Origin of the sequence: Caldimonas sp. KR1-144 (assembly GCF_049446155.1) — a bacterium.
Lineage (GTDB): Bacteria > Pseudomonadota > Gammaproteobacteria > Burkholderiales > Burkholderiaceae_C > Rivibacter.
Window position 1 is genome coordinate 598,005 of sequence record NZ_JBMSEE010000002.1, and the last position, 20,012, is coordinate 618,016.

General features: G+C 71.0%; 19 protein-coding genes. 11 read left to right on the forward strand and 8 right to left on the reverse strand.

Going from position 1 to position 20,012, the window contains the following annotated elements; genetic code table 11:
• Positions 1 to 54 precede the first annotated feature (54 nt).
• Genes ACO2TI_RS06875 through ACO2TI_RS06890 form a run of 4 tightly spaced genes read left to right on the forward strand, consistent with a single transcriptional unit; the run spans position 55 to position 3,471 of the window.
• On the forward strand, positions 55 to 1,296 hold the full coding sequence (locus tag ACO2TI_RS06875) for an ammonium transporter (RefSeq protein ID WP_423282989.1): 1,242 nt from the start codon (positions 55 to 57) through the stop codon (positions 1,294 to 1,296).
• A 17-nt stretch (positions 1,297 to 1,313) separates the two neighbouring features.
• On the forward strand, positions 1,314 to 1,997 hold the full coding sequence (locus ACO2TI_RS06880; protein WP_423282990.1) for a hypothetical protein: 684 nt from the start codon (positions 1,314 to 1,316) through the stop codon (positions 1,995 to 1,997).
• 38 nt (positions 1,998 to 2,035) lie between these two features.
• Entirely contained in the window at positions 2,036 to 3,124 is a 1,089-nt protein-coding gene (locus tag ACO2TI_RS06885) for an aminopeptidase (protein WP_423282991.1), read from the forward strand.
• A gap of 11 nt (positions 3,125 to 3,135) precedes the next feature.
• The gene (locus ACO2TI_RS06890) at positions 3,136 to 3,471 is read left to right on the forward strand and encodes a polyhydroxyalkanoic acid system family protein (RefSeq protein WP_423282993.1); all 336 of its coding nucleotides are present in this window, start codon (positions 3,136 to 3,138) and stop codon (positions 3,469 to 3,471) included.
• A gap of 27 nt (positions 3,472 to 3,498) precedes the next feature.
• On the opposite strand, the gene ACO2TI_RS06895 is transcribed toward ACO2TI_RS06890, so the two are convergent.
• Positions 3,499 to 3,756: an acyl-CoA-binding protein gene (locus ACO2TI_RS06895; protein WP_423282995.1), complete on the reverse strand. Its 258-nt coding sequence runs from the start codon at positions 3,754 to 3,756 to the stop codon at positions 3,499 to 3,501.
• 101 nt (positions 3,757 to 3,857) lie between these two features.
• Here ACO2TI_RS06895 and ACO2TI_RS06900 point away from each other — a divergent pair, with 101 nt between their 5' ends.
• Positions 3,858 to 5,354: a wax ester/triacylglycerol synthase family O-acyltransferase gene (locus ACO2TI_RS06900; protein WP_423282997.1), complete on the forward strand. Its 1,497-nt coding sequence runs from the start codon at positions 3,858 to 3,860 to the stop codon at positions 5,352 to 5,354.
• Here ACO2TI_RS06900 and ACO2TI_RS06905 read toward each other — a convergent pair.
• Positions 5,343 to 6,425, reverse strand: coding sequence for a DUF748 domain-containing protein (locus ACO2TI_RS06905; RefSeq protein WP_423282999.1), 1,083 nt, complete (start codon positions 6,423 to 6,425; stop codon positions 5,343 to 5,345). The two genes, ACO2TI_RS06900 and ACO2TI_RS06905, sit on opposite strands and share 12 nt — an antisense overlap.
• 47 nt (positions 6,426 to 6,472) lie before the next feature.
• On the opposite strand from ACO2TI_RS06905, the gene ACO2TI_RS06910 reads away from it, so the two are divergent.
• Entirely contained in the window at positions 6,473 to 7,294 is an 822-nt protein-coding gene (locus ACO2TI_RS06910) for a DUF429 domain-containing protein (RefSeq protein WP_423283000.1), read from the forward strand.
• 16 nt (positions 7,295 to 7,310) lie between these two features.
• Here the strand turns inward: ACO2TI_RS06910 and ACO2TI_RS06915 are convergent, their stop codons facing one another.
• Positions 7,311 to 8,771, reverse strand: coding sequence for a beta-1,3-glucanase family protein (locus ACO2TI_RS06915; protein WP_423283002.1), 1,461 nt, complete (start codon positions 8,769 to 8,771; stop codon positions 7,311 to 7,313).
• Positions 8,772 to 9,028: 257 nt separating this feature from the next.
• Here ACO2TI_RS06915 and ACO2TI_RS06920 point away from each other — a divergent pair, with 257 nt between their 5' ends.
• The 4 genes from ACO2TI_RS06920 (at position 9,029) to ACO2TI_RS06935 (ending at position 12,770) form a co-directional block, all read left to right on the forward strand.
• Entirely contained in the window at positions 9,029 to 9,193 is a 165-nt protein-coding gene (locus ACO2TI_RS06920) for a hypothetical protein (protein ID WP_423283003.1), read from the forward strand.
• An 87-nt stretch (positions 9,194 to 9,280) separates the two neighbouring features.
• Positions 9,281 to 11,857 (forward strand): ligase-associated DNA damage response DEXH box helicase, encoded by a 2,577-nt coding sequence (locus ACO2TI_RS06925; protein ID WP_423283005.1) that lies wholly within the window; start codon positions 9,281 to 9,283, stop codon positions 11,855 to 11,857.
• Positions 11,854 to 12,252, forward strand: a complete 399-nt coding sequence (locus ACO2TI_RS06930; RefSeq protein WP_423283006.1) for a YkvA family protein — start codon at positions 11,854 to 11,856, stop codon at positions 12,250 to 12,252. The genes ACO2TI_RS06925 and ACO2TI_RS06930 overlap by 4 nt, the downstream gene beginning before the upstream one ends.
• Positions 12,249 to 12,770, forward strand: a complete 522-nt coding sequence (locus ACO2TI_RS06935; protein ID WP_423283008.1) for a thermonuclease family protein — start codon at positions 12,249 to 12,251, stop codon at positions 12,768 to 12,770. The genes ACO2TI_RS06930 and ACO2TI_RS06935 overlap by 4 nt, the downstream gene beginning before the upstream one ends.
• 8 nt (positions 12,771 to 12,778) lie before the next feature.
• On the opposite strand, the gene rocF is transcribed toward ACO2TI_RS06935, so the two are convergent.
• The 5 genes from rocF to ACO2TI_RS06960 form a co-directional block, all read right to left on the reverse strand.
• Entirely contained in the window at positions 12,779 to 13,723 is a 945-nt protein-coding gene (gene rocF, locus ACO2TI_RS06940; protein WP_423283009.1) for an arginase, read from the reverse strand.
• A gap of 8 nt (positions 13,724 to 13,731) precedes the next feature.
• Positions 13,732 to 14,712, reverse strand: a complete 981-nt coding sequence (locus ACO2TI_RS06945; RefSeq protein WP_423283010.1) for an LOG family protein — start codon at positions 14,710 to 14,712, stop codon at positions 13,732 to 13,734.
• A 14-nt stretch (positions 14,713 to 14,726) separates the two neighbouring features.
• Positions 14,727 to 15,512, reverse strand: a complete 786-nt coding sequence (locus tag ACO2TI_RS06950) for a HesA/MoeB/ThiF family protein (RefSeq protein ID WP_423283011.1) — start codon at positions 15,510 to 15,512, stop codon at positions 14,727 to 14,729.
• A gap of 75 nt (positions 15,513 to 15,587) precedes the next feature.
• Positions 15,588 to 17,030, reverse strand: a complete 1,443-nt coding sequence (locus ACO2TI_RS06955; protein ID WP_423283013.1) for a S41 family peptidase — start codon at positions 17,028 to 17,030, stop codon at positions 15,588 to 15,590.
• Between the two features lie 171 nt (positions 17,031 to 17,201).
• Positions 17,202 to 18,287 (reverse strand): ABC transporter ATP-binding protein, encoded by a 1,086-nt coding sequence (locus ACO2TI_RS06960; protein ID WP_423283014.1) that lies wholly within the window; start codon positions 18,285 to 18,287, stop codon positions 17,202 to 17,204.
• A gap of 99 nt (positions 18,288 to 18,386) precedes the next feature.
• Between ACO2TI_RS06960 and ACO2TI_RS06965 the strand changes: the two genes are divergently transcribed.
• Positions 18,387 to 20,006 carry an ABC transporter permease gene (locus tag ACO2TI_RS06965; protein ID WP_423283015.1) on the forward strand — a complete coding sequence of 540 codons (1,620 nt, stop codon included), beginning with the start codon at positions 18,387 to 18,389 and terminating at the stop codon, positions 20,004 to 20,006.
• Positions 20,007 to 20,012 lie beyond the last annotated feature (6 nt).

The following is a 20,012-nucleotide window of genomic DNA, read 5'->3' on the forward strand; positions in this document are numbered from 1 at the left end:
TGGCATGGCTCTTGCCATCCCGCTCGCGGTTGTCACAAATCGTTGGGACCGCGCATGACCCCTGAGCTTGCGGCGCTGCGCGCCGACACCGACATGGTGTGGCTGATCGCCGCCGGTGCGCTGGTGTTCTTCATGCAGGCCGGCTTTGCGCTGCTCGAAAGCGGCATGAGCCGCGCGAAGAACGCGATCAACGTGATCATGAAGAACTACTGCGACATGTGCTTCGGCGCGGTCGCGTTCTGGGCCGTGGGCTACGGCCTGATGTTCGGCGCCAATCCCAGCGGCTGGATCGGCGTCGACCAGTTCGCGCTGCATCGCGTGCCCGAGGCGCAATACGGCATGCTGTTCTTCCAGATGATGTTCGCCGCAACGGCGGCCACCATCGTCAGCGGCGCCATTGCCGAGCGCACCAAGTTCTCGGCCTACATCGTCGGCTCGATCGTCATCACCGGCCTGACCTACCCGGTGTTCGGCGCCTGGGCCTGGGGCTCGCTGCACGGCGGCAGCGGCTGGCTCAAGCAGCTCGGCTTCATCGACTTCGCCGGCTCCACCGTCGTGCACTCGGTGGGCGGCTGGTCGGCGCTCGCGGCCATCCTCATGGTGGGCCCCAGGCTCGGGCGCTTTGGTGCCGACGGTCACGCGCGGCCTGTGCTGGGCCACAACCTCACGTCGGTCGCGCTCGGCGGCTTCATCCTTTGGCTGGGCTGGTTCGGCTTCAACGGCGGCTCGACGGCGGCGGCGTCGCTCGGCATCGGCAAGATCGTGCTCAACACCCACCTGGCGGGCGCCGCCGGCGCGATCGGCGCCCTAGCGATGCTGGGCGTGGCGCGCCAGCCCGTGCTGATGACGGCGGCCATCAACGGCGGCATCGCCGGGTTGGTCGGCATCACCGCCGGCTGCCACGTGATGGAGCCGGTCTACGCCATCCTCACCGGCTTCGTCGCCGGCGGCCTGTCGGTGCTGGCCGGCTGGCTGCTCGAGGCGCGTCGCATCGATGACGTGGTCGGCGCCGTCTCGGTTCATGCGGTCGGCGGCGTCTGGGGCACGCTGGCAGCGGGGCTGTTCAAGGCCGACGCGATGTTCGACTGGCACCAGCTCGGCGTCCAGGCGCTGGGCTGCGGCGTCGCGCTGGTGTGGTCGCTGGGCGTCTCGCTGCTCATGTACGCGGTGATCGCCAAGACCATGGGCCTGCGCGCCTCCACGCTCGACGAGCAGCGCGGCCTCGACTTCACCGAGCACTACGAGGTCGGCTATCCGGAGTTCCAGCAGGAGGCCGTGCATCGCGGCAAGCAGTGAACGCCGGCAATCGACCGATGGCAGTTTCACCTGACCACGACGCCGTCGTCGCCCGCCGCGCGCTGGCCCAGGCGCTCGGCGACTACCTCGACGCTGCACGCGTGCGCGACGCGCTGGCCCTGTGGAGCCGCAGCTTCGAGGGCCGCGAGTCGCTCATCGTCGGGCTCAACCGCTACTGTCGCCAGGTGGCCCAGGTCTTCGGCCTCGCGGGCAAGGAAGCGGAGCTGCACCTCAAGGTGTTTCGCGCGCTGCAGTCCGACCCGCGACTGCTGCCCGACGACCCGCTGACGCAGCCGCCGCACGAGCGCGCCGACGCGTTCGGCGCGCCGAGCACCCAGCCGCCCGCGAGCGGCTCGGCCGCCGTGCTGCGGCGCTTCTACCAGGCGCTCGAGGAGCAACTCGCGCGCGACCTGCCGCCGGGCATCACGCCGGCGCGCGTTCGTCGCACGCTGATCCGCCATGCGGCCACGCTGCCGCGCGCGCAGCAGCATGCGGCCTCCCTGTGGTGGAGCGGCCAGGTCTCGTCGCTGGGCGGCGATTGGCCCGCCGGCGGCGCCGGCACGGCGCTGGTCAACGTGATGTACGTGGCGCTGGCCGAGCTGGCCGGGCCTGTGCGTGCCGACCAGTGCTTCACCGAGGCCGTGCGGCGGCTGGAGGCCTCGAGCGACCCGGGGCTGGCGGAGATCCGGCGCTATCTCTGAGGCCGAGGCGGCCCGCGCGGCTGCGTAGACTGTCGGCCATGCGCCGACCGCTTGCCGCCCTCGCCATCGCGGCCTTCACACTGAGCCTTGCCGGCTGCGGCAGCGCCGGCTACCTGCTGCAATCGGTGCAAGGCCACCTCGCGGTGATGCGCGCCGCGCGGCCGGTGCCGGAGGTGATCGCCGACGAGGCCACGCCCGCCGCGCTGCGCGACCGGCTCGTGCTCACGCAGCGCATGCGCGAGTTCGCCGTGCGCGAGCTCGCGCTGCCGGACAACGCCAGCTACCGGCGCTACGCTGCGCTCGATCGGCCCGTGGTGGTGTGGAACGTGGTGGCCGCGCCGGAGCTCTCGCTCAAGCTCAAGACCTGGTGCTTCCCGGTCGTCGGCTGCGTCGGCTACCGCGGCTACTTCGACCGCGCGGCGGCCGAGGCCTACGCGGCCGAGCTGCGGTCCGCCGATCCGTCGCTCGAGGTGTCGGTCTACGGCGTGCCGGCGTATTCGAGCCTGGGCAAGCTGCCCGGCGACTTCTTCGCCGATCCGCTGTTGTCCACCTTCATTGCCTGGCCCGAAGGCGAGCTGGCGCGGCTGATGTTCCACGAGCTCAGCCACCAGGTCGCCTATGCCGCCGGCGACACCGAGTTCAACGAGAGCTATGCCACCGCGGTCGAGCGCCTCGGCGGCACCCGCTGGCTCGACGAGCACGCGAGCGAGGCCGCGCGCGAGGAGTACGCGCGCTACGACGCACGCCGGCGCGACTTCCGCGCGCTGACGCGCCGCGCGCGCGAGCGCCTGCAAGCCGTCTATGCCAGCGCCGACAGCGACGACGCCAAGCGCGCCGCGAAGCTGCGCATCTATGCGCAACTGCGCGAGGAGCACGCGGCGCTGAAGGCCGGGCCGTGGCGCGGCGACGCGCGCTTCGATGCCTGGATCGCCGGCGCCAACAACGCGCGCCTGGGCGTGCAAGCCGCCTACGACGATCTCGTGCCGGCCTTCATGGCGCTGTTCGAGCGCGAGGGCCGCGACTTCGCGCGCTTCCACGCCGAGGTCAAGCGCCTCGCCGGCTTGCCGGCCGACGAGCGCCGCGCGACACTGGCCGCGCTCATGACGAGCGCCACCGCACGCCACTGAATCACCCCGCCATGGCCGACATCCGCATTCACCGCAAGCACCAACTGGGACTGGAACGCGCGCGGGCCATTGCCTGGAAATGGGCCGAGGACGCCGAAGCCAAGTTCGACATGGCCTGCACCGTGATTGAAGGCGAGTTCAGCGACACGGTGGAGTTCACGCGCAGCGGCGTGAAAGGCCAGCTGATCGTCGCGGCCGATCACTTCGATCTCGAAGCGCGGCTGGGCATCCTGATGGGCGCCTTCGCGAAGACGATCCAAGGCGAGATCGAAAAGAACCTCGATGCGCTGCTGGCCGCCGAGGGCAAGCCGAAGAAGGCGGCCCCGGCAAAGAAGAAGGCCGGCTGACGCCGGCCCTTGCCGCCCCGTCGGGGCTCAACCTTTCAGGTCTTCGATCAGGTCGATGTACTCCTGCATCGCCTCGTCGCTCGACTTGCCCTTGAGCTCGTTCCACGCGTCCCACTTGGCGCGCGCGACCATGTCGGTGAAGCCGGGGCGCTTGCCTTCGACGTCGCCCGCGCTCGCCTGCTTGTACAGCGCGTAGATCTTCAGCAGCGTCATGTTGTCGGGCTTCTCCGGCAGCTGCTTGCTTTCGGCGACGGCCTTCTCGAATGCGGCCTTGAGATCGGACATGGCGCTCTCCGTGGATGCGAGGGTGGATGAAAGTCCCGTTGACGGCACGCATGTTAGCCGCGAGCGTGTCGCCCACAACGAGCAAGACCAGGAGTTGGAGCATGCCCACCAGTTCGCGCAAGCCCAGCCTGCCCAGGGGTGCGCAACGCATGACGCGCGTCGACACTGCTTGGCTGCGCATGGACACGCCGCAGAACCTGATGATGATCATCGGCGTGTGGCGGCTCGAGCCGTCGATCGCGCTGGAGGCCTTGCGCGAACGGGTTGCCGATCGGCTGCTGCGCTATGCGCGCTTTCGCCAGAAGGTGGTCGAGGACGCGATGGGCGCGAGCTGGGTGCCCGATGCGCACTTCGATCTCGCCCGCCATGTCGTGCCCGAGACACTGCGCCGCAAGCGCGGGCAGGGCGCGCGCGCCGCGCTGGAGGCGCGCGTGGCCGAACTGGCCGCGACGCCGTTCGACACCGCGCATCCGCTGTGGCAGATGCACCTGGTCGAGGACCACGTCGACGACGAGGGCCGGCGCGGCAGCGTGCTGATCGCGCGCATCCACCACTGCATCGGCGACGGTATCGCGCTGATCTCGGTGATGCTGTCGATCACCGACGGCGGTGCGCCGCCGCCCGAACGCTCGAAGCGCGGCCGTGCCGGCGGCGACGAGCGCGACTGGCTCGCCGACGCGGTGCTGCGGCCGTTCACCGAGCTTGCGGTCAAGGCGATCGGCATGACCGGCGACGGCGTCGCGAAGTCGGTCGAGATGCTGGTCCATCCGCAACAGCCGATCGCCCAGACGCTCTCCGGTTCGTTCGAGCTCGCGCGCAGCGGCGCACAGCTGGTGAGTGACGCTGCCGCGCTGTTGCTGATGGACGACGACTCGCCCACGCGCCTGAAGGGCAGGCCCGGCACCGTCAAGCGCGTGGCCTGGTGCGACCCGGTGCCGCTCGACGAGGTCAAGGCGGTCGGCCGCGCGCTCGGCTGCTCGGTCAACGACGTGCTGCTGGCCTGCGCGGCCGGCGCGATCGGCGGCTACCTGGAGGACCGCGGCGATGCGGTCGCCGGCAAGGAGATCCGCGCGATGGTGCCGGTCAATCTGCGGCCGATGGAGCGCGCGCACGAACTCGGCAACCACTTCGGCCTGGTGCCGCTGGTGCTGCCGATCGGCATCGCCAACCCGGTGCAGCGCGTCTACGCGGTGCGCGCGCGCATGGCCGAGCTCAAGGGCAGCTTCCAGCCGCTGTTGGCCTTCGCCGTGCTCGCGGTCGCAGGGCTGATGATCAAGCCGGTGCAGCATGCGCTGCTCGGCTTCTTCGCCAAGAAGGCGACCGCGGTGATGACCAACGTGCCGGGGCCGGCCAAGCCGCTGGCCTTCCTCGGCTCGACGCTCAAGCAGGTGATGTTCTGGGTGCCGCAGTCGGGCGACGTCGGCATGGGCGTGTCGATCCTGAGCTATGGCGGCGGCGTGCAGTTCGGCCTCATCACCGACCGCAAGCTGTGCCCCGACCCCGACAAGATCATCGAGCGCTTCGCGCCCGAGTTCGAGAAGCTGCTGCTGGCGACCTTGATGCTGCCGTGGGGCGAGCAGGGCACGCTAGCGTCCTAGCAGGCCTTTCACCAGGCCGCCCACGCCCTCGACCACGCCGACCACGCTGACGCCCAGCGCCTCGGCCATGCCCGAGGCCATGCGCGTGGCAAAGTTTTCGTTGAGCGAGAAGTTCGGATCGTCGACGCGGCCCTCGAGCGTGAAGCGCACGTCGATCTTGCCGTCGCGCTGCAGCGCGGCGATTACCGCCTGGCGCGGCACGCCGCCAAAGGTGGCGAGCGCGCCGCCGCCGCTGGCCAGCTCCAGCCCGGTGAGCACGACGCGCCCGGGCGCGTTCAGCCGCTTGCGTTGCACCGTGGCGTCGAGCGTGAGGTCGAGCGTGCCGCTCTTGACGCCGGATTCGCTGGCCTTCACGAGATAGGGCTGCAGTGCGACCAGGTCCACGCCGCGAAAGCGCGCATCGATCCTGGCGTCGAGCGTGGCTGGCGTGAAATGCCCGTCGATTGCGATCTCGCCGTGGCGCCGCGGACCCGTCAGCCGGCCCGCGACCGCCAACTCGATCGGGCGGTCGAGCGCCGGCAGGTGGATCGGGCCGGCGGTCGCGTCGAGCTGCTCGATGCGCAGCTTGTGCGGCCTTGAGGCCACCGTCGCGTCGTAGAACTCGAGCGCGCCGTCGTTCAGCGCTACTTGCGCGATCACGAGCTGCAGCTCGGCATTGCCGCCGGCCTCGCCCGCCTGGCCGGCGCGTGCCCGATCGAGCAGCGCCGGCACGAGCTTGAGCTTGCCGTCGCGCGTGCGCAGCATCGAGACATAGCCACCGTCGACGCTCACGCGCGCCAGCCGCCATGGCCCGCCGAACAGGCTGCGCGGGTCGGGCATCACGGCCACGCGCTCGGCGCGCAGCTCGTCGGCCGCCGGCCAGCCCTTGGCGGCGGCGATGCGCAGCCCGCGCAGCTCGATGCCGCGCCAGGTCAGCGCAATCTCGTCGAGGCTGGCGCGCGGACCCAGCGCCGCGACCACTTGCGTGCGCAGCTGCCGTGCGGTCACGTTGACCAGCACCGCGAGCAGGACCACCGCGGCCAGCGCCCAGATCGCGGCGATCTTCCAGCGCCGTCGCGTGCTTGCTTCCATGGGCCGGATTCTGCCAAGGCGTCCCGTGCGGCCCTGACAATGAAGCGATGTCCTCCCCGCTGCGCCTCGTCGGCGTCGATTTCACCAGCGCGCCGACGCGGCGCAAGCCCATCACCGTCGCGCGCGGCGTGCTCGAAGGCGCGTCGCGCGTGCGGCTCGAGCGCGTCGATGCGCTGGCCGACTTCGCGGCCTTCGAGGCGCTGCTGGCCGAGCCGGGCCCGTGGCTGGGCGGCTTCGACTTCCCGTTCGGCCTGCCGCGCGAGCTGGTCGAGTCGCTCGGCTGGCCGCTGCAGTGGCCGGCGTTGATCGCGCATTACGCGGGGATCCAGCGCACGGCGATCCGCGAATGCTTCGCCGCTTTCTGCAGCGCGCGGCCGGCCGGCGCCAAGTTTGCGCATCGCGCCTGCGACGGACCGGCGGGATCGAGCCCATCGATGAAATGGGTCAATCCGCCGGTCGCCTTCATGCTGCATGCCGGCGCGCCGCGGCTGCTGGCCGCCGGCGTGCACTTGCCGGGGCTGCACGACGGCGACCGCGCACGTGTGGCGCTCGAGGCCTATCCGGGCCTGCTGGCGCGCGAGCTGATCGGCTCGCGTTCGTACAAGAGCGACGAGCGCGCCAAGCACACGCCCGAGCGCCTGATCGCACGCAAGGACCTGATCGACGCGCTCGAGCAAGGCCGCACGCGGCTTGGCCTGCGGCTGCGCATGTCGCATGCGCAGCGCGACGAGCTGGCCGCCGATGCCAGCGGCGACCGGCTCGACGCCGTGCTGTGCCTCGTGCAGGCCGCCTGGGCGAGCCGGCAACCGGGCTTCGGGCTGCCGGCGGCGGTCGATCCGATCGAAGGCTGGATCGCCAGCGCGGTGTGAGCGGCCTGCGACGACCTCACCAGCCGATGGTGAGCGTGAGCTGCAGGATGTTCTCTCGCAGCGGGAGGATCGCCACCGAACTCTGGTCGGCCACGTCGTCGAAGCCCATGCCGTAGGCGCGGCCGTCGATGCTGACCTTGTGCCAGAACTGCGCCCAGTCGTTCTTGGGATCCTGAAGGTAGAAGGCCTGCGCGTCGCGCCACTGAGCCGGCTGGTGCGCCACCGCGCGGTTCAGCGCCGCCGCCAGCTGGGCGCCGAAGGCATCGCATTCGCCGTAGTCGGCGCTGCTCTTGCAGCCGGGCTGCAATGCGCCGCCGTTGGTGAGCACGTCGTAGCTGCTGGGCTTGGCGATGTAGAACGGGCCGGTGCTCAGGTTCGTGTCGGCGGCCGGGGTGTACTTGAAGCACAGCCTATCCGGGTGGACCTGCACCTCGGCCGGCGTGCAGCCGTAGAAGCGGTTGCCTTGCGGCGTGCCGTCGGGCAGGGGCGGCTGGTCGCGGAAGTCCAGTGATCCCGGGTCGCTCGCGAACTGCGACCACACCTGGTCGACATAGGCGTCGAAGTACGCCGTGTCGGCGCCGCCGGGGCCGAAGTTGGCCGCGTGGTAGGGCGCGATCAGCCGCACGATGGCGTCGCCGTCCATCTGTGCGAGATCGGCGAAGGCGGGGCCGACGCTTGCGCGGTACATCGCGAACAGCTCGTCGCGCGTCGCGGCGCCGGAAGACGATCCGGCGCCGACGCTGATGCCGCGCGTCATCCTCGTGTCGTTCACGCCGATCACTTCGAACATGAGCGGCACGCTGTAGAGGTCGACCTGCGTGACGTTGCCGCCGAACGGGATGGGATCGGGCGTCTTCACCGGGTCGTAGGTGAACTCGAACCAGTCGAACACCGTCGTGAAGTTCGGATCGGCGCTGCTTTCGATGTTGGGTTGCGAGATCCCGCGCCCGTCCGGGCTGACCTGCTGCAGCAGCGGCCTGCCCATCGAGACATAGATGCGGCTGCCGTAGTACTTGCCGTCGCCCGGCAGGAACAGCGTGCGCTCGGGGCCCAGGTCGGCGAGCGTGAAGGCATAGGGTACGTAGCAACTTCCCGCGGCCGCGATGCAGCCGGGCGAGGTGTTGTCGGCGGCGCTGCCCATGCGCACCTCGGCCAGCACGCCTTGCAACGCTTCGGTCGTTCCGGGCCGCGGCGGGGCGCCGGCGACACGGGTCGCGGTGGGGCGCACGTAGGTGATCGCGCCGTCGGGTGCGGGTCCGTTGACGCCGACGATCGTGATGTAGATCTGGTCGTCGCGCCACCGGCCGCCGGTGCCGTTGGACAGCGTCAGCGCAAAGCTGCCCGCGGCCAGGTCGGCGTAGGGCTTGTCGGTGCTGGGCTGCGGCGTCGGCTCCGGCGTGCCGAGGCGCGGGGACACGGAGTCGCCGCCGCAGGCGGCCAGCAGCAGGCAAAGCAAGGTCGAGCAGAGTCGGTTCATGTCGGTCGCGTGTGAACGCAGGGATCGGGTCCGGGCCAGCTTAGGCAGGCCCGCGCATGACCACGTGACGATCGATTGACCTTTGCGGGCCGGCCTTTCGATGCGGCGCCGCAACGCACCCGTGAACGCGGGGCGGCTGCATCCCCAGGACCACGTCGCGCGTCGTCCGACTGGGGGATTCGGCTGCGCAGGCGTTGCGCGATGCTGTGTCCCACGAGCGGTCGCGTCACGACGCGGTCGCCGGCGAGGAGACCGCCATGCACGTCACATCACTGGACCGCCGAGGCATGCCCCTGCATCACCATCGCGCCGCTGCGGCGCTGCGTCCGCGCAGCGTCTTGCCGACCTTGTCATGGACCACGCGGCTGGCGCTGGCGTGGCAGCGCATGCGCCTGATGTTCGGCGGCGCCGCGGTTCGCTGAGCCCGTCGCCTTGCGTTCCGGCCCGGCCGATGCGCCCGGGCCGCCGCGCTCTCCCGCGATGCCGATCGGCTGTGGCATCGTCGCCGCGTGCGCGTTGATCCCCTCGACCTGACCGTCGCCGAAGCCTGGTTCGCGGCCCGCGCCTGGCGACCGTTCGCGTTCCAGCGCGAAGTGTGGTCGGCCATGCTCGCCGGCGAGAGCGGCCTGCTGCATGCGAACACCGGCGCCGGCAAGACCTATGCGGTGTGGTTCGGCGCCTTGCTGCGCGCCGCCGCCGCCGCCGGGGCGCTGTCCGGCCGCACCGCGCCGCCGTTGCGCGTGGTGTGGATCACGCCGATGCGCGCCCTCGCGGCCGATACGCTGCGGGCGCTGCAGCTGCCGCTGGGCGAACTCGCGCCGGGCTGGACCGCCGGGCTGCGCACCGGCGACACGCCTTCGGCCGAACGCGCGCGGCAGGACCGCCGCTGGCCCAGCGTGCTGGTCACGACGCCCGAGTCGCTGAGCCTGATGCTCTCGCGCGAACACGCACGAGCCGAGCTCGGTGCGATCGACGTGGTCGTCGTCGACGAATGGCACGAACTGATGGGCAGCAAGCGCGGCGTGCAGACGCAACTCGCGCTGGCGCGGCTGGCGAGCTGGAACCCGTCGCTGGTGGTGTGGGGCTTGTCGGCGACGCTCGGCAACCTCGACGAGGCCGCGCGTGTGCTGATTCCGGCCGGCGGCGCCTCGCCGCGGCTGGTGCGCGGGCGCGTCGACAAGGCGCTGGTGATCGACACGCTGCTGCCCGCGCAGCCCGGGCGCTTCTCGTGGGGCGGCCACCTGGGCGCGCAGATGCTGGCGCCGGTGGCCGACGAGCTCGCCGCGGCCGGCACCGCACTGGTGTTCACCAACACGCGCTCGCAGGCCGAGATCTGGTACCAGCTGCTGCTCGACGCGCGGCCCGATTGGGCCGGGCTGATCGCGCTGCACCACGGCTCGCTCGACAAGTCGGTGCGCGAATGGGTCGAGGCCGGATTGAAGCAGGGCACGTTGAAGGCGGTGGTCGCGACGTCGTCGCTCGACCTCGGCGTCGATTTCCTGCCGGTCGAACGCGTGCTGCAGATCGGCTCGGCCAAGGGCGTTGCGCGGCTGCTGCAGCGCGCCGGGCGCAGCGGCCACCAGCCGGGGCGCCCGAGCCGCATCACGCTGGTGCCGACCAACACGCTGGAGCTCGTCGAGGCCGCCGCGGCGCGGCGCGCGGCACAGGCCGGGCGCATCGAGCGGCGCGAAACGCCCGACAAGCCGCTCGACGTGCTGGTGCAGCACCTGGTCACCGTCGCGCTCGGCGGCGGTTTCGCGGTGCAGCCGCGACCGGGCGAAGGCGGCGGCCACGACGCGCCGGCGCTGTACGACGAGGTGCGGCGGGCCTGGGCCTACCGCGCGCTTACGCTCGAGGAGTTCCGCTGGGCGCTCGACTTCGTCGAGCGCGGCGGCGCGAGCCTGGGTGCCTATCCCGACTACCACCGCGTCGCGGTGCGGACCGATGCGCAAGGCGAGCTGCGCGCGGTCGTGCCCGACCGCGGCATCGCGCGTCGCCATCGTCTGGCGATCGGCACCATCGTCAGCGACGCCGCGATGCAGGTGAAGTGGCTCTCGGGCGGCACGCTGGGGACGATCGAAGAAGGCTTCATCGCGCGTCTGAAGCCGGGCGACTGCTTCGTCTTCGCCGGCCGCGTGCTCGAGTACGTGCGCACGCGCGAAATGGCCGCCTACGTGCGCAAGGCCAGCCGCACGCGCGCTGCGGTGCCGGTGTGGGGCGGCGGCAAGATGCCCTTGTCGACCGAGATGGCCGACGCGGTGCTCGAGCTGATGGACGGCGCGCGGCGAGGCAATTTCGGCGAGCCCGAGCTGCAGGCCGCGCGCGCGATGCTGGAAACGCAGGCGCGCCTGTCCAGGCTGCCCACGCCCTCGACCCTGCTCGCGGAGACCTTCGCCTCGCGCGACGGTCACCACCTGTGCCTGTACCCGTTCGCCGGGCGCAACGTCCACATCGGCCTGGCGCTGCTGTTCGCTTGGCGGCTCTCGCGAACCCGGCCCAACACCTTCAGCTTCGCGGTCAACGACTACGGCTTCGAACTGCTGTCGGCGCTGCCGCCGGACCTCGCACCGCTGGCCGACGGCACGCTGTTCGACGACCGCGATCTGCAGCACGACGTGCTGCGAAGCCTCAACTCGGCCGAGCTCGCGCAGCGGCGCTTTCGCGAGATCGCGCGCGTCGCCGGGCTCGTGTTCACCGGCTATCCCGGCCAGTCCAAGAGCACGCGCCAGCTGCAGGCCTCGAGCAGCCTGTTCTACGAGGTGTTTCGCAAGTACGACGCCGGCAACCTGCTGCTCTGCCAGGCCGAGCGCGAGGTGCTGTCGCAGGAACTCGCGCTCGAGCGCCTGGCCGCGAGCTTGCGCAAAATGCGCGGCTTGAAGCTCGAGCACGTGAGGCTCGAGCTGCCCAGTCCACTCGCGCTGCCGCTGATGGTGGAGCGTTTCCGTGAAGCCATGAGCACCGAAAAGCTCGCCGACCGACTCGACCGCCTGCTCGCCGAAATGAACGCTGCCGCCGATGCGGCCGATCGGCATCTGCCGCCGGCACCGCGGCCGCCGCGCCGACGGCCGCGAAAGGCCGCCGCGTGAAGAAGTTGCGTCGCCTGTTCGGCGCGGCCCATCGCGCGCGCCTGGGCGTCTACCTGCTCGCGCTGTGGAAGCTGCTGCGCCATCCGCAGACGCCCTGGCTTCCGAAGGCGGTGGCGCTCTTCGTGCTGGCCTATGCGCTCAGCCCGATCGACCTGATCCCCGACTTCATCCCGGTGCTGGGCCTGCTCGATGAGTTGATCCTCGTGCCGCTGGGCATTGCGCTGGCCGTCAAGCTCACGCCGGCGCCGCTGTGGCAGGCGCGCCTGGCCGAAGCCGAGGCCAGCGGCGAGCGCGCACCGAAGCTGGTCTGGGGTGCGCTGCTGATCGTGGCTGTGTGGCTGCTGTGCGCGGGCCTGTTCGGCTGGTGGCTGTGGGGCGTGCTGGCTCGCGCATGAGGTCGCTGGCGATCTGCCTGCTCGCGCTGTGCGTGCCGCTTGCGCAGGCGCAGCCCGAGCGCTTTGCCGGCACCGTCACGCGCGTCAGCGACGGCGACACGCTGTGGGTGCGGCCGCAGGCCGGCGATGGCTCGCGGCCGCGACCGGTGAAGCTGCGCCTGGTCGGCATCGACGCGCCGGAGCGCTGCCAGGCACATGGCGACGCGGCGACGCGCGCGCTCGAGCGGCAGGTGATGGGGCGCGTCGTCGCGGTCGAGCGCGTCGCGACCGACGGCCACGGCCGCGGGCTCGCGCGCGTGTCGGTTGAGGGTGTCGACGTGGCCGCCTCGCTGGTGCGTGCCGGCCATGCGTGGTCGTCGCACTGGCGCGGCGATCCGGGGCCTTACGGCGACGAGGAAGCCGCCGCACGACGTGCGCGGCGCGGGCTGTTCGCCGATGCGAACGCGATCGAGCCGTGGCGCTTTCGGCGCGCGCACGGGCCATGCGAGGCCGTTGCTCCCTCTCCCAAGGGCGAGTGAGAACGAACTCATTTGCGCATCAGCGTGCTCTTGCCGAACAGCGACTCGATCAGGTCGAGCGCGATCACCGCGGTCTTGTTGCGCACGTCGAGCGCCGGGTTGAGCTCCATCACGTCGAGCGAGGCGAGCCGGCCGGTGTCGGCGATCATTTCCATGCACAGCTGCGCCTCGCGGTAGGTCGGCCCGCCGGGGATGGTGGTGCCCACGCCCGGCGCGATCTCGGGGTCGAGGAAGTCGACGTCGAAGCTCACGTGCAGGTGCGTGTTGGCGTCCATCGTCGCCAGCGCCAGCTCCATCGTGTGGCGCATGCCCATTTCGTCGATGTAGCGCATGTCGAAGACCTCGAGCCCCACTTCGTGCACGAAGCGCTTCTCGCCCGGGTCGACGCTGCGGATGCCGATCTGGCGGATCCACTTCGGGTTGATCGCCGGCACCTGGCCGCCGATCTCGATCAGCTCCTGCGGCCCGTGGCCGCACAGGCAGGCGACTGGCATGCCGTGGATGTTGCCGCTGGGCGTGAGCAGGCTGGTGTTGAAGTCGGCGTGCGCGTCGAGCCACAGCACGCGCAGCTTCTTGCCGGCCTCGCGGCAGTGGCGCGCCACCGCGCTGATGGAGCCGATGCCCAGGCAGTGGTCGCCGCCGAGCAGGATCGGCAGGTGGCCCAGCGCCAGCTCGGCGTGCACGGCGTCGTGCACCGCGCGGTTCCAGGCGGCGACCTCGCTCAGGTGCCGGTAGCCGTCGGTGGGCGGCAGCCAGGGGTTGGACGGGCCGCCCAGGTTGCCGCGGTCGATCACCGTCAGGCCATGGCCTTCGAGCGCGGGCTGGATGCCGGCGACGCGCATCGCCTCCGGGCCCATGCTGGCGCCGCGTGCGCCGGCGCCGATGTCGGTGGGTGCGCCGATCAGCGCGACGGGGCGCGCGGCGGCGCGGGCGGGGGCGAGGCTGGTGCTCATGAGCGTGTTCAGGGCTTCTTGGGCTCGGGCTGCGGAACGCCTGGCGGGCTCGTGGCCGGTTCGGCGGTATAGGTGAGGGAGTAGTGCTCGACGATCAGGTTCCAGGCTTCCTCGGCGCTTTCGACGAAGTGGAACAGCTTGGTGTCGCCGGGCGAGATCATGCCGGTGCCGATCAGCAGGTCGAAGTCGATCAGGCGCGTCCAGAACTCGCGGCCGAACAGCAGGATCGGGCGCCGGCGCACCTTGCCCGTCTGCTGCAGCGTCATGACTTCGAACAACTCGTCGAGCGTGCCGAAGCCGCCGGGGAAGCACACCAATGCGATCGAGCGCATCAGGAAGTGCATCTTGCGCAGCGCGAAGTAGTGGAACTGGAAGCACAGTTCCGGCGTGATGTACGGATTGGGCTCCTGCTCGTGCGGCAGCACGATGTTCATGCCGATGCTCGGACCATCGGCCTCGAAGGCGCCACGGTTGCCGGCTTCCATGATGCCGGGCCCGCCGCCGGTCACGACGACGATCTTGTGCTCCAGCCGCTTGGACGCGGTCGTCACGATGTGCGCGAAGCGGCGCGCCTGCTCGTAGTGGTGCGACATCGCCAGCGACATCTCGGCGCGCGCCACGGCGTTGGCGTCCCCCGTGGCCTTGGCTTCGGCCAGGCGCTGCTCGGCCTGTTCGCGCGAGGGGATGCGTGCGCTGCCGAACAGCACGATCGTCGCTTCGATGCCGAACTCGCGCTGTATCAGCTCGGGCTTGAGGTACTCGAGCTGCATGCGCACTGGTCGCATGTCTTCGCGCAGCAGAAAGGGCTCGTCGGTGAACGCCAGGTGGTAGCTGCTTTCCGGGCCGGCGTAGCGCAGCGCGCGGCCTTCGAGGGCGGCGCGCTCGGCCTCCTCGCGGGCCGACGGAAAGTTGCGCTTGCCCAGCGGCGCGGGCGTCGGGGAGTCGGAAGGCGCGGCAGGTGCGCCCTTGGCGCTGGTGTCTTTGCTCATGGTCGGAAGCGAGCTTAACCCTCGCGGCGCTGGCCGCAGACCGGGCAGTCGGCGCGCCGCAGCACGCGGATCTCGTCCCACTGGAGGCTGCGGCCGTCGAGCATCTGCAGCCGGCCGGCCAGCGAGCTGCCGATGCCGGCCAACAGCTTGAGCGCCTCGGCGGCCTGCATCGTGCCGATCAGGCCGACCAGCGGCGCGAACACGCCCATCGTCGCGCAGCGCGTTTCCTCGTAGCTCGCCTCCTCGGGGAAGACGCAGGCATAGCACGGCCGCTCGGCATCGGTGGGATCGCTGCGGTCGTAGACGCTGATCTGGCCGTCGAAGCGAATCGCCGCGCCGGCCACCAGCGGCTTGCGGTGCGCGACGCAGGCGCGGTTGACGGCGTGGCGGGTCGCAAAGTTGTCGCTGCAGTCGAGCACCACGTCGGCCTCGGCGACCAGGCGGTCGAGCAGGGCCGCGTCGGCGCGCTCGCGCAGCGCGCGCACCGTGACCTCCGGATTGATCGAGGCGATGCGCTCGGCCGCCGAGTCGACCTTGGCTGCGCCGACGTGGGCGAGGTCGTGCACGATCTGGCGCTGCAGGTTGGTCACGTCGACCGTGTCGTGGTCGACCACGGTGATCGTGCCGACGCCGGCGCTGCCGAGGTAGAGCAGGGCCGGCGAACCCAGCCCGCCGGCGCCGATCACCAGCGCGTGCGAGCGCAGCAGGCGCGCCTGCCCCTCGACGCCCAGCTCCTCGAGCAGGATGTGGCGGCTGTAGCGCAGCAGCTGCGCGTCGCTGAGGTCAAGTTCGGTCGTCATGTCGGGGCGGCGGCAGGGGGCGGACGGCAAAAGGGGCCCGCGAGGGCCCCTTGGGTCATGCGTTGCGCGTGCGGCTCAGTTGGTCTTGGTCTCTTCGGGCTTGCGTTCGGTCTGGGTCTTGGAGACCAGCACCGGCTTGCCCTTCAGGCGGTTGAGCGCCTGCAGCAGCGGGAAATCCTCGGCGCTGCCGAACTCGGGCAGGGTCTTGGGCGTCTTGTTCTGCGCGAACTCGGCCTCGAGCTTCTTGGCGGCCTCCTCGCGGGCCTTCTCGCGGTCGGCGTTCTTCGGCGAATCCTCCGGGCCCTGGCCGTTGGTGATGTGCTTCTCGAGATCGGCCTCGCGCGGGCGCAGCGCGGCGAACACGTTGCCTTCGGCGGTCTCGTCGAGCCAGACGTCGGGCACGATCCCCTTGGCCTGGATCGAACGGCCGCTGGGCGTGTAGTAGCGCGCCGTGGTGATCTTGAGCGCGGTTTCGGGCGAGAGCTGGCGCACGGTCTGCACCGAGCCCTTGCCGAAGGTCTGCGCGCCCATGATGACGGCACGCTTGTGGTCCTGCAGGGCGCCGGCGACGATCTCGCTGGCCGAGGCCGAGCCTTCGTTGACGAGCACCACCAGCGGCACGCTCTTCACGCCTTCCGGCAGCTTGCGCAGCGGGTCGCTGCCGCGGCGCGCGTAGGAATCGGGGTTGGCCTTGAAGACCGCCTTCGACTCGGCGATCTGGCCGTTGGTCGAGACGACCACCGCGTCGCGCGGCAGGAAGGCCGCCGAGATCGCGACCGCGCCTTCGAGCAGGCCGCCCGGGTCGTTGCGCAGATCGAGCACGATGCCCTTCAGGGAAGGATCCTGCTTGTAGAGGTCGGACAGCTTGGCGACGAAGTCGTCGACGGTGCGGTCCTGGAACTGCGTGACGCGCAGCCAGGCGTAGCCGGGCTCGACCATCTTGGCGCGCACGCTTTGCACGCGGATCTCCTCGCGCGTGATCGTGACCGGGAAGCTGCGGTTCTCGGCCTTGCGGAAGATCGTGAGGATGACCTTGGTGGCCGGCTCGCCACGCATCTTCTTGACGGCCTGGTCCATCGTCAGGCCCTTGACGAAGGTCTCGTCGATCTTCGTGATCAGGTCGCCGCTCTTGATGCCGGCGCGAAACGCCGGCGAGCCCTCGATCGGCGAGACCACCTTGACCAGGCCGTCCTCCATGCCGATCTCGATGCCCACGCCGACGAAGCGGCCGGTGGTGCCTTCACGAAATTCCTTGAACGACTTCTTGTCGAAGTACTGGCTGTGCGGGTCGAGCCCGGCGACCATGCCGCCGATCGCGTCGGTGATCAGCTTCTTCTCATCGACCGCCTCGACGTAGTCGGTCTTCACGAGACCGAACACGGCTGCCAGCTGCTGGAGTTCGTCGAGCGGGAGGGGAGCCAGAGAACTGCGGGCAATGGCCTGCAACTGCATCGTGGTCAGCGCGCCTGCCACGGCACCCAGGGCGACCCAGCCGGCCACCTTCAATTTCGCACCCATGTGCCACTCCGTCTCGAAATTCGCCGAGCGGCGGCGCATGGGAAAACGGCTTGCCCCGCGCAGCGCTTGACTTCCCGGGCAGTATAGGACCGGGCCCGGTGCTTGGTCTCGGTGTCTGCCCCGAAAGTTGCCTGCTTTGCGGGGGATCGGGGCTTCGGCCGCACCGGCGGCTCAGGCTTCGCGCGGGAAGGTGACCACGTGGTCCACCTCGGCGCGGATGCCGATCCACTCGCCGAGCTGGTGGTTGTGGTGGCTGGGCACGTGGGCGAGGACGCGTTCGCCGGTTTGGAGTTGCAAGGTGTAAAGAAACTCGGAACCGCGGAAGGCCTTGCGCTCGATGCGGGCTTTCACCGGGCTGGCGTCGTCGTGAACGATGTCGTCGGCCCGCAGCAGGATCTCGCAGCCGGCGCCGGCAAAGGCGTCCGGCAGTGGGCACTCGGCCAGGTCGGCCAGATCGCCCAGCGGCGTGCGCACGCGCGGGCCTTGCGGACCCTCGACGATCGACGCCGGCGCGAACACGCCATGGCCGATGAAGTCGGCCACGAAGCGCGTGGCCGGGCGGTGGTAGAGCGTGTAGGGCGCGTCCCACTGCTCCAGGCGGCCGCGGTGCATCACGCCGATCGCGTCGCCGAGCGCAAAGGCCTCGAGCTGGTCGTGCGTGACGAACAAGGCCGTCGTGCCGGTCTGCTTGAGGATCGCGCGCAACTCCTGCGCGAGGCGCTCGCGCAGGTCGACGTCGAGGCTGGAGAAGGGCTCGTCGAGCAGCAGCAATTCGGGCTGCGGCGCGAGCGCGCGCGCCAGCGCGATGCGCTGCTGCTGGCCGCCGGAGAGCTGGTGCGGCGCGCGTTGCGCGGCATGGCCCAGCCCGACGAGGTCGAGCAGCCGCGCGACGCGGGCCTCGCGTTCGGCGCGCGGCAGCGCGTGCAGGCCGAACGCCACGTTCTGGGCCACCGTCAGGTGCGGGAACAGCGCGTAGTCCTGGAACACCATGCCGATGCGTCGCTGCTCGGGCAGCACGTGGACGCCGTCGCCGGTCAGCGTGCGGCCGTCGAGCACGATGCGCCCCGATTCGGGACGCTCGAGGCCGGCGATCGAGCGCAGTACCGAGGTCTTGCCGCAGCCGGAGGGACCGATCAGCACGCCGATCTCGCCTCGCGCCAGGCCGAAGCTGACCGCATCGACGGCCGGGCGATCGGCCGTTTCGCCGAGGCCGGTGGCCGGATAGCGCAGCGTGAGGGCGTCGAGCTGGAGAAACATCGACCTATGATAGCGGTCGCATCACAATGAAAAGCGTTCGCATTTCCATCGCTGCCGTCCCGATCCAGGCCGATCGAATCGCGCGTCAGGCCCGCTGACATGCGCCGGCTCGCGATCGCTTGCTGCGCGCTGCTCGCCTTGCCGCTGCTGGGCGTGCTGAGCGCCTGGCTGACGCCGCAGGCCGCGAGCTGGGAGCTGCTGCGCCACCAGGTCTCGACGGTGCTGCCGGGCTATGCGCTGAATTCGCTGCTGCTGGCCGCCGGCGTGGGCATCGGCGTTGCGCTGCTCGGCGGCGCGACCGCGGCGGCCGTGACCTTGTTCGACTTCCCCGGCCGGCGCGTCTTCGAATGGGCGCTGCTGCTGCCGCTGGCGATGCCGGCCTATGTGCTGGCCTATGCGGCGACCGACTTCCTGCAGCCCAGCGGCGCGCTGCAGGCCGCATTGCGCCGCTGGACGGGCGCGAGCGGCGCGCTGTGGCCCGACGTGCGCAGCCTGCCCGGTGCGATCGTGCTGTTCACGCTCGCGCTCTACCCCTACGTCTACGTGCTCACGCGCGCGGCGCTGGTCGAGCGCGGCGTGCACCTGATGGAAGCCGCGCGGCTGCTCGGCGCCGGGCTCGGCCGGCGCGTCCGCGAGGTCGCGTTGCCGCTGGCGCGACCGGCGCTGGCCGCCGGCACCGCGCTGGCGCTGATGGAGACGCTGGCCGACTACGGCGTTGGCGCCTACTTCGGGCTGTCCACCTTCACCACCGGCATCTACAAGGCCTGGCTGTCGGCCGACGACCGCATCGCCGCGGCGCAGCTCGCGACGGTGCTGCTGGCGGTCGTCGCGCTGCTGCTGTGGGCCGAGCGGCGCGCGCAGGCACGGCTGCGCTTCGCCAGCAGCCGCCGCGGTGCGCAGTCGGGCGAGTCGCGCCCGGTGCGGCTCGAGCGCGGCGCGGCGCTCGCCGCGTGGACGCTGTGCGCCGCGCCGGTGCTGCTGGGCTTCGTGCTGCCGGTGGCCGTGCTGGCACGCAGCGTCTGGCTCGAGGCGCGCCACGGCGACTTCGGCCTGCCGTGGGCGCGCTTCTGGCAATGGTCGCTGACGACCCTGCAGCTCTCGGCGCTGGCCGCCGCGGTGGCCGTCACGTTGGCGCTGCTGTTCGCCGCGGTGCTGCGACAGCGTGCCGCGGCCGGCCGGCTCGCGCCGGCGATGGTGCGGCTGGTGTCGCTCGGCTACGCGGTGCCCGGCGCGGTGATCGCGGTGGGGCTGCTGCTGCCGCTCGGCTGGGCGCAGGCCACGGCGCCGGGATCGGCGGTCGCGGCCGGCATCGCATGGGCCGCGACCGGCACGGCCGCCGGCCTGATCTATGCCTACCTGGTGCGTTTCTCGGCGGTGGCGCTGCAGTCGGTTGAGGCCGGCTACGCGCGCATCCCGGCCAGCTTCGACGACAGCGCGCGCATGCTCGGCGCTGGCGCCTCGCGACTGTTCTTCGGCGTTCATCTGCCGCTGCTGTCGCGCGCGGCGCTGGCGGCGGCGCTGCTGGTGTTCGTCGACGTGATGAAGGAGCTGCCCGCGACGCTGGTGCTGCGCCCCTTCGACAGCGACACGCTGGCGGTCGTGGCCTACAACTTCGCGCGCGACGAGCGCCTGGCCGAGGCCGCGCTGCCGTCGCTGGCGATCGTGGTGGTGGGCCTGCTGCCGGTGCTGCTGCTGTCGCGCGCGATGCGCGCGCGCTGAGCTCTA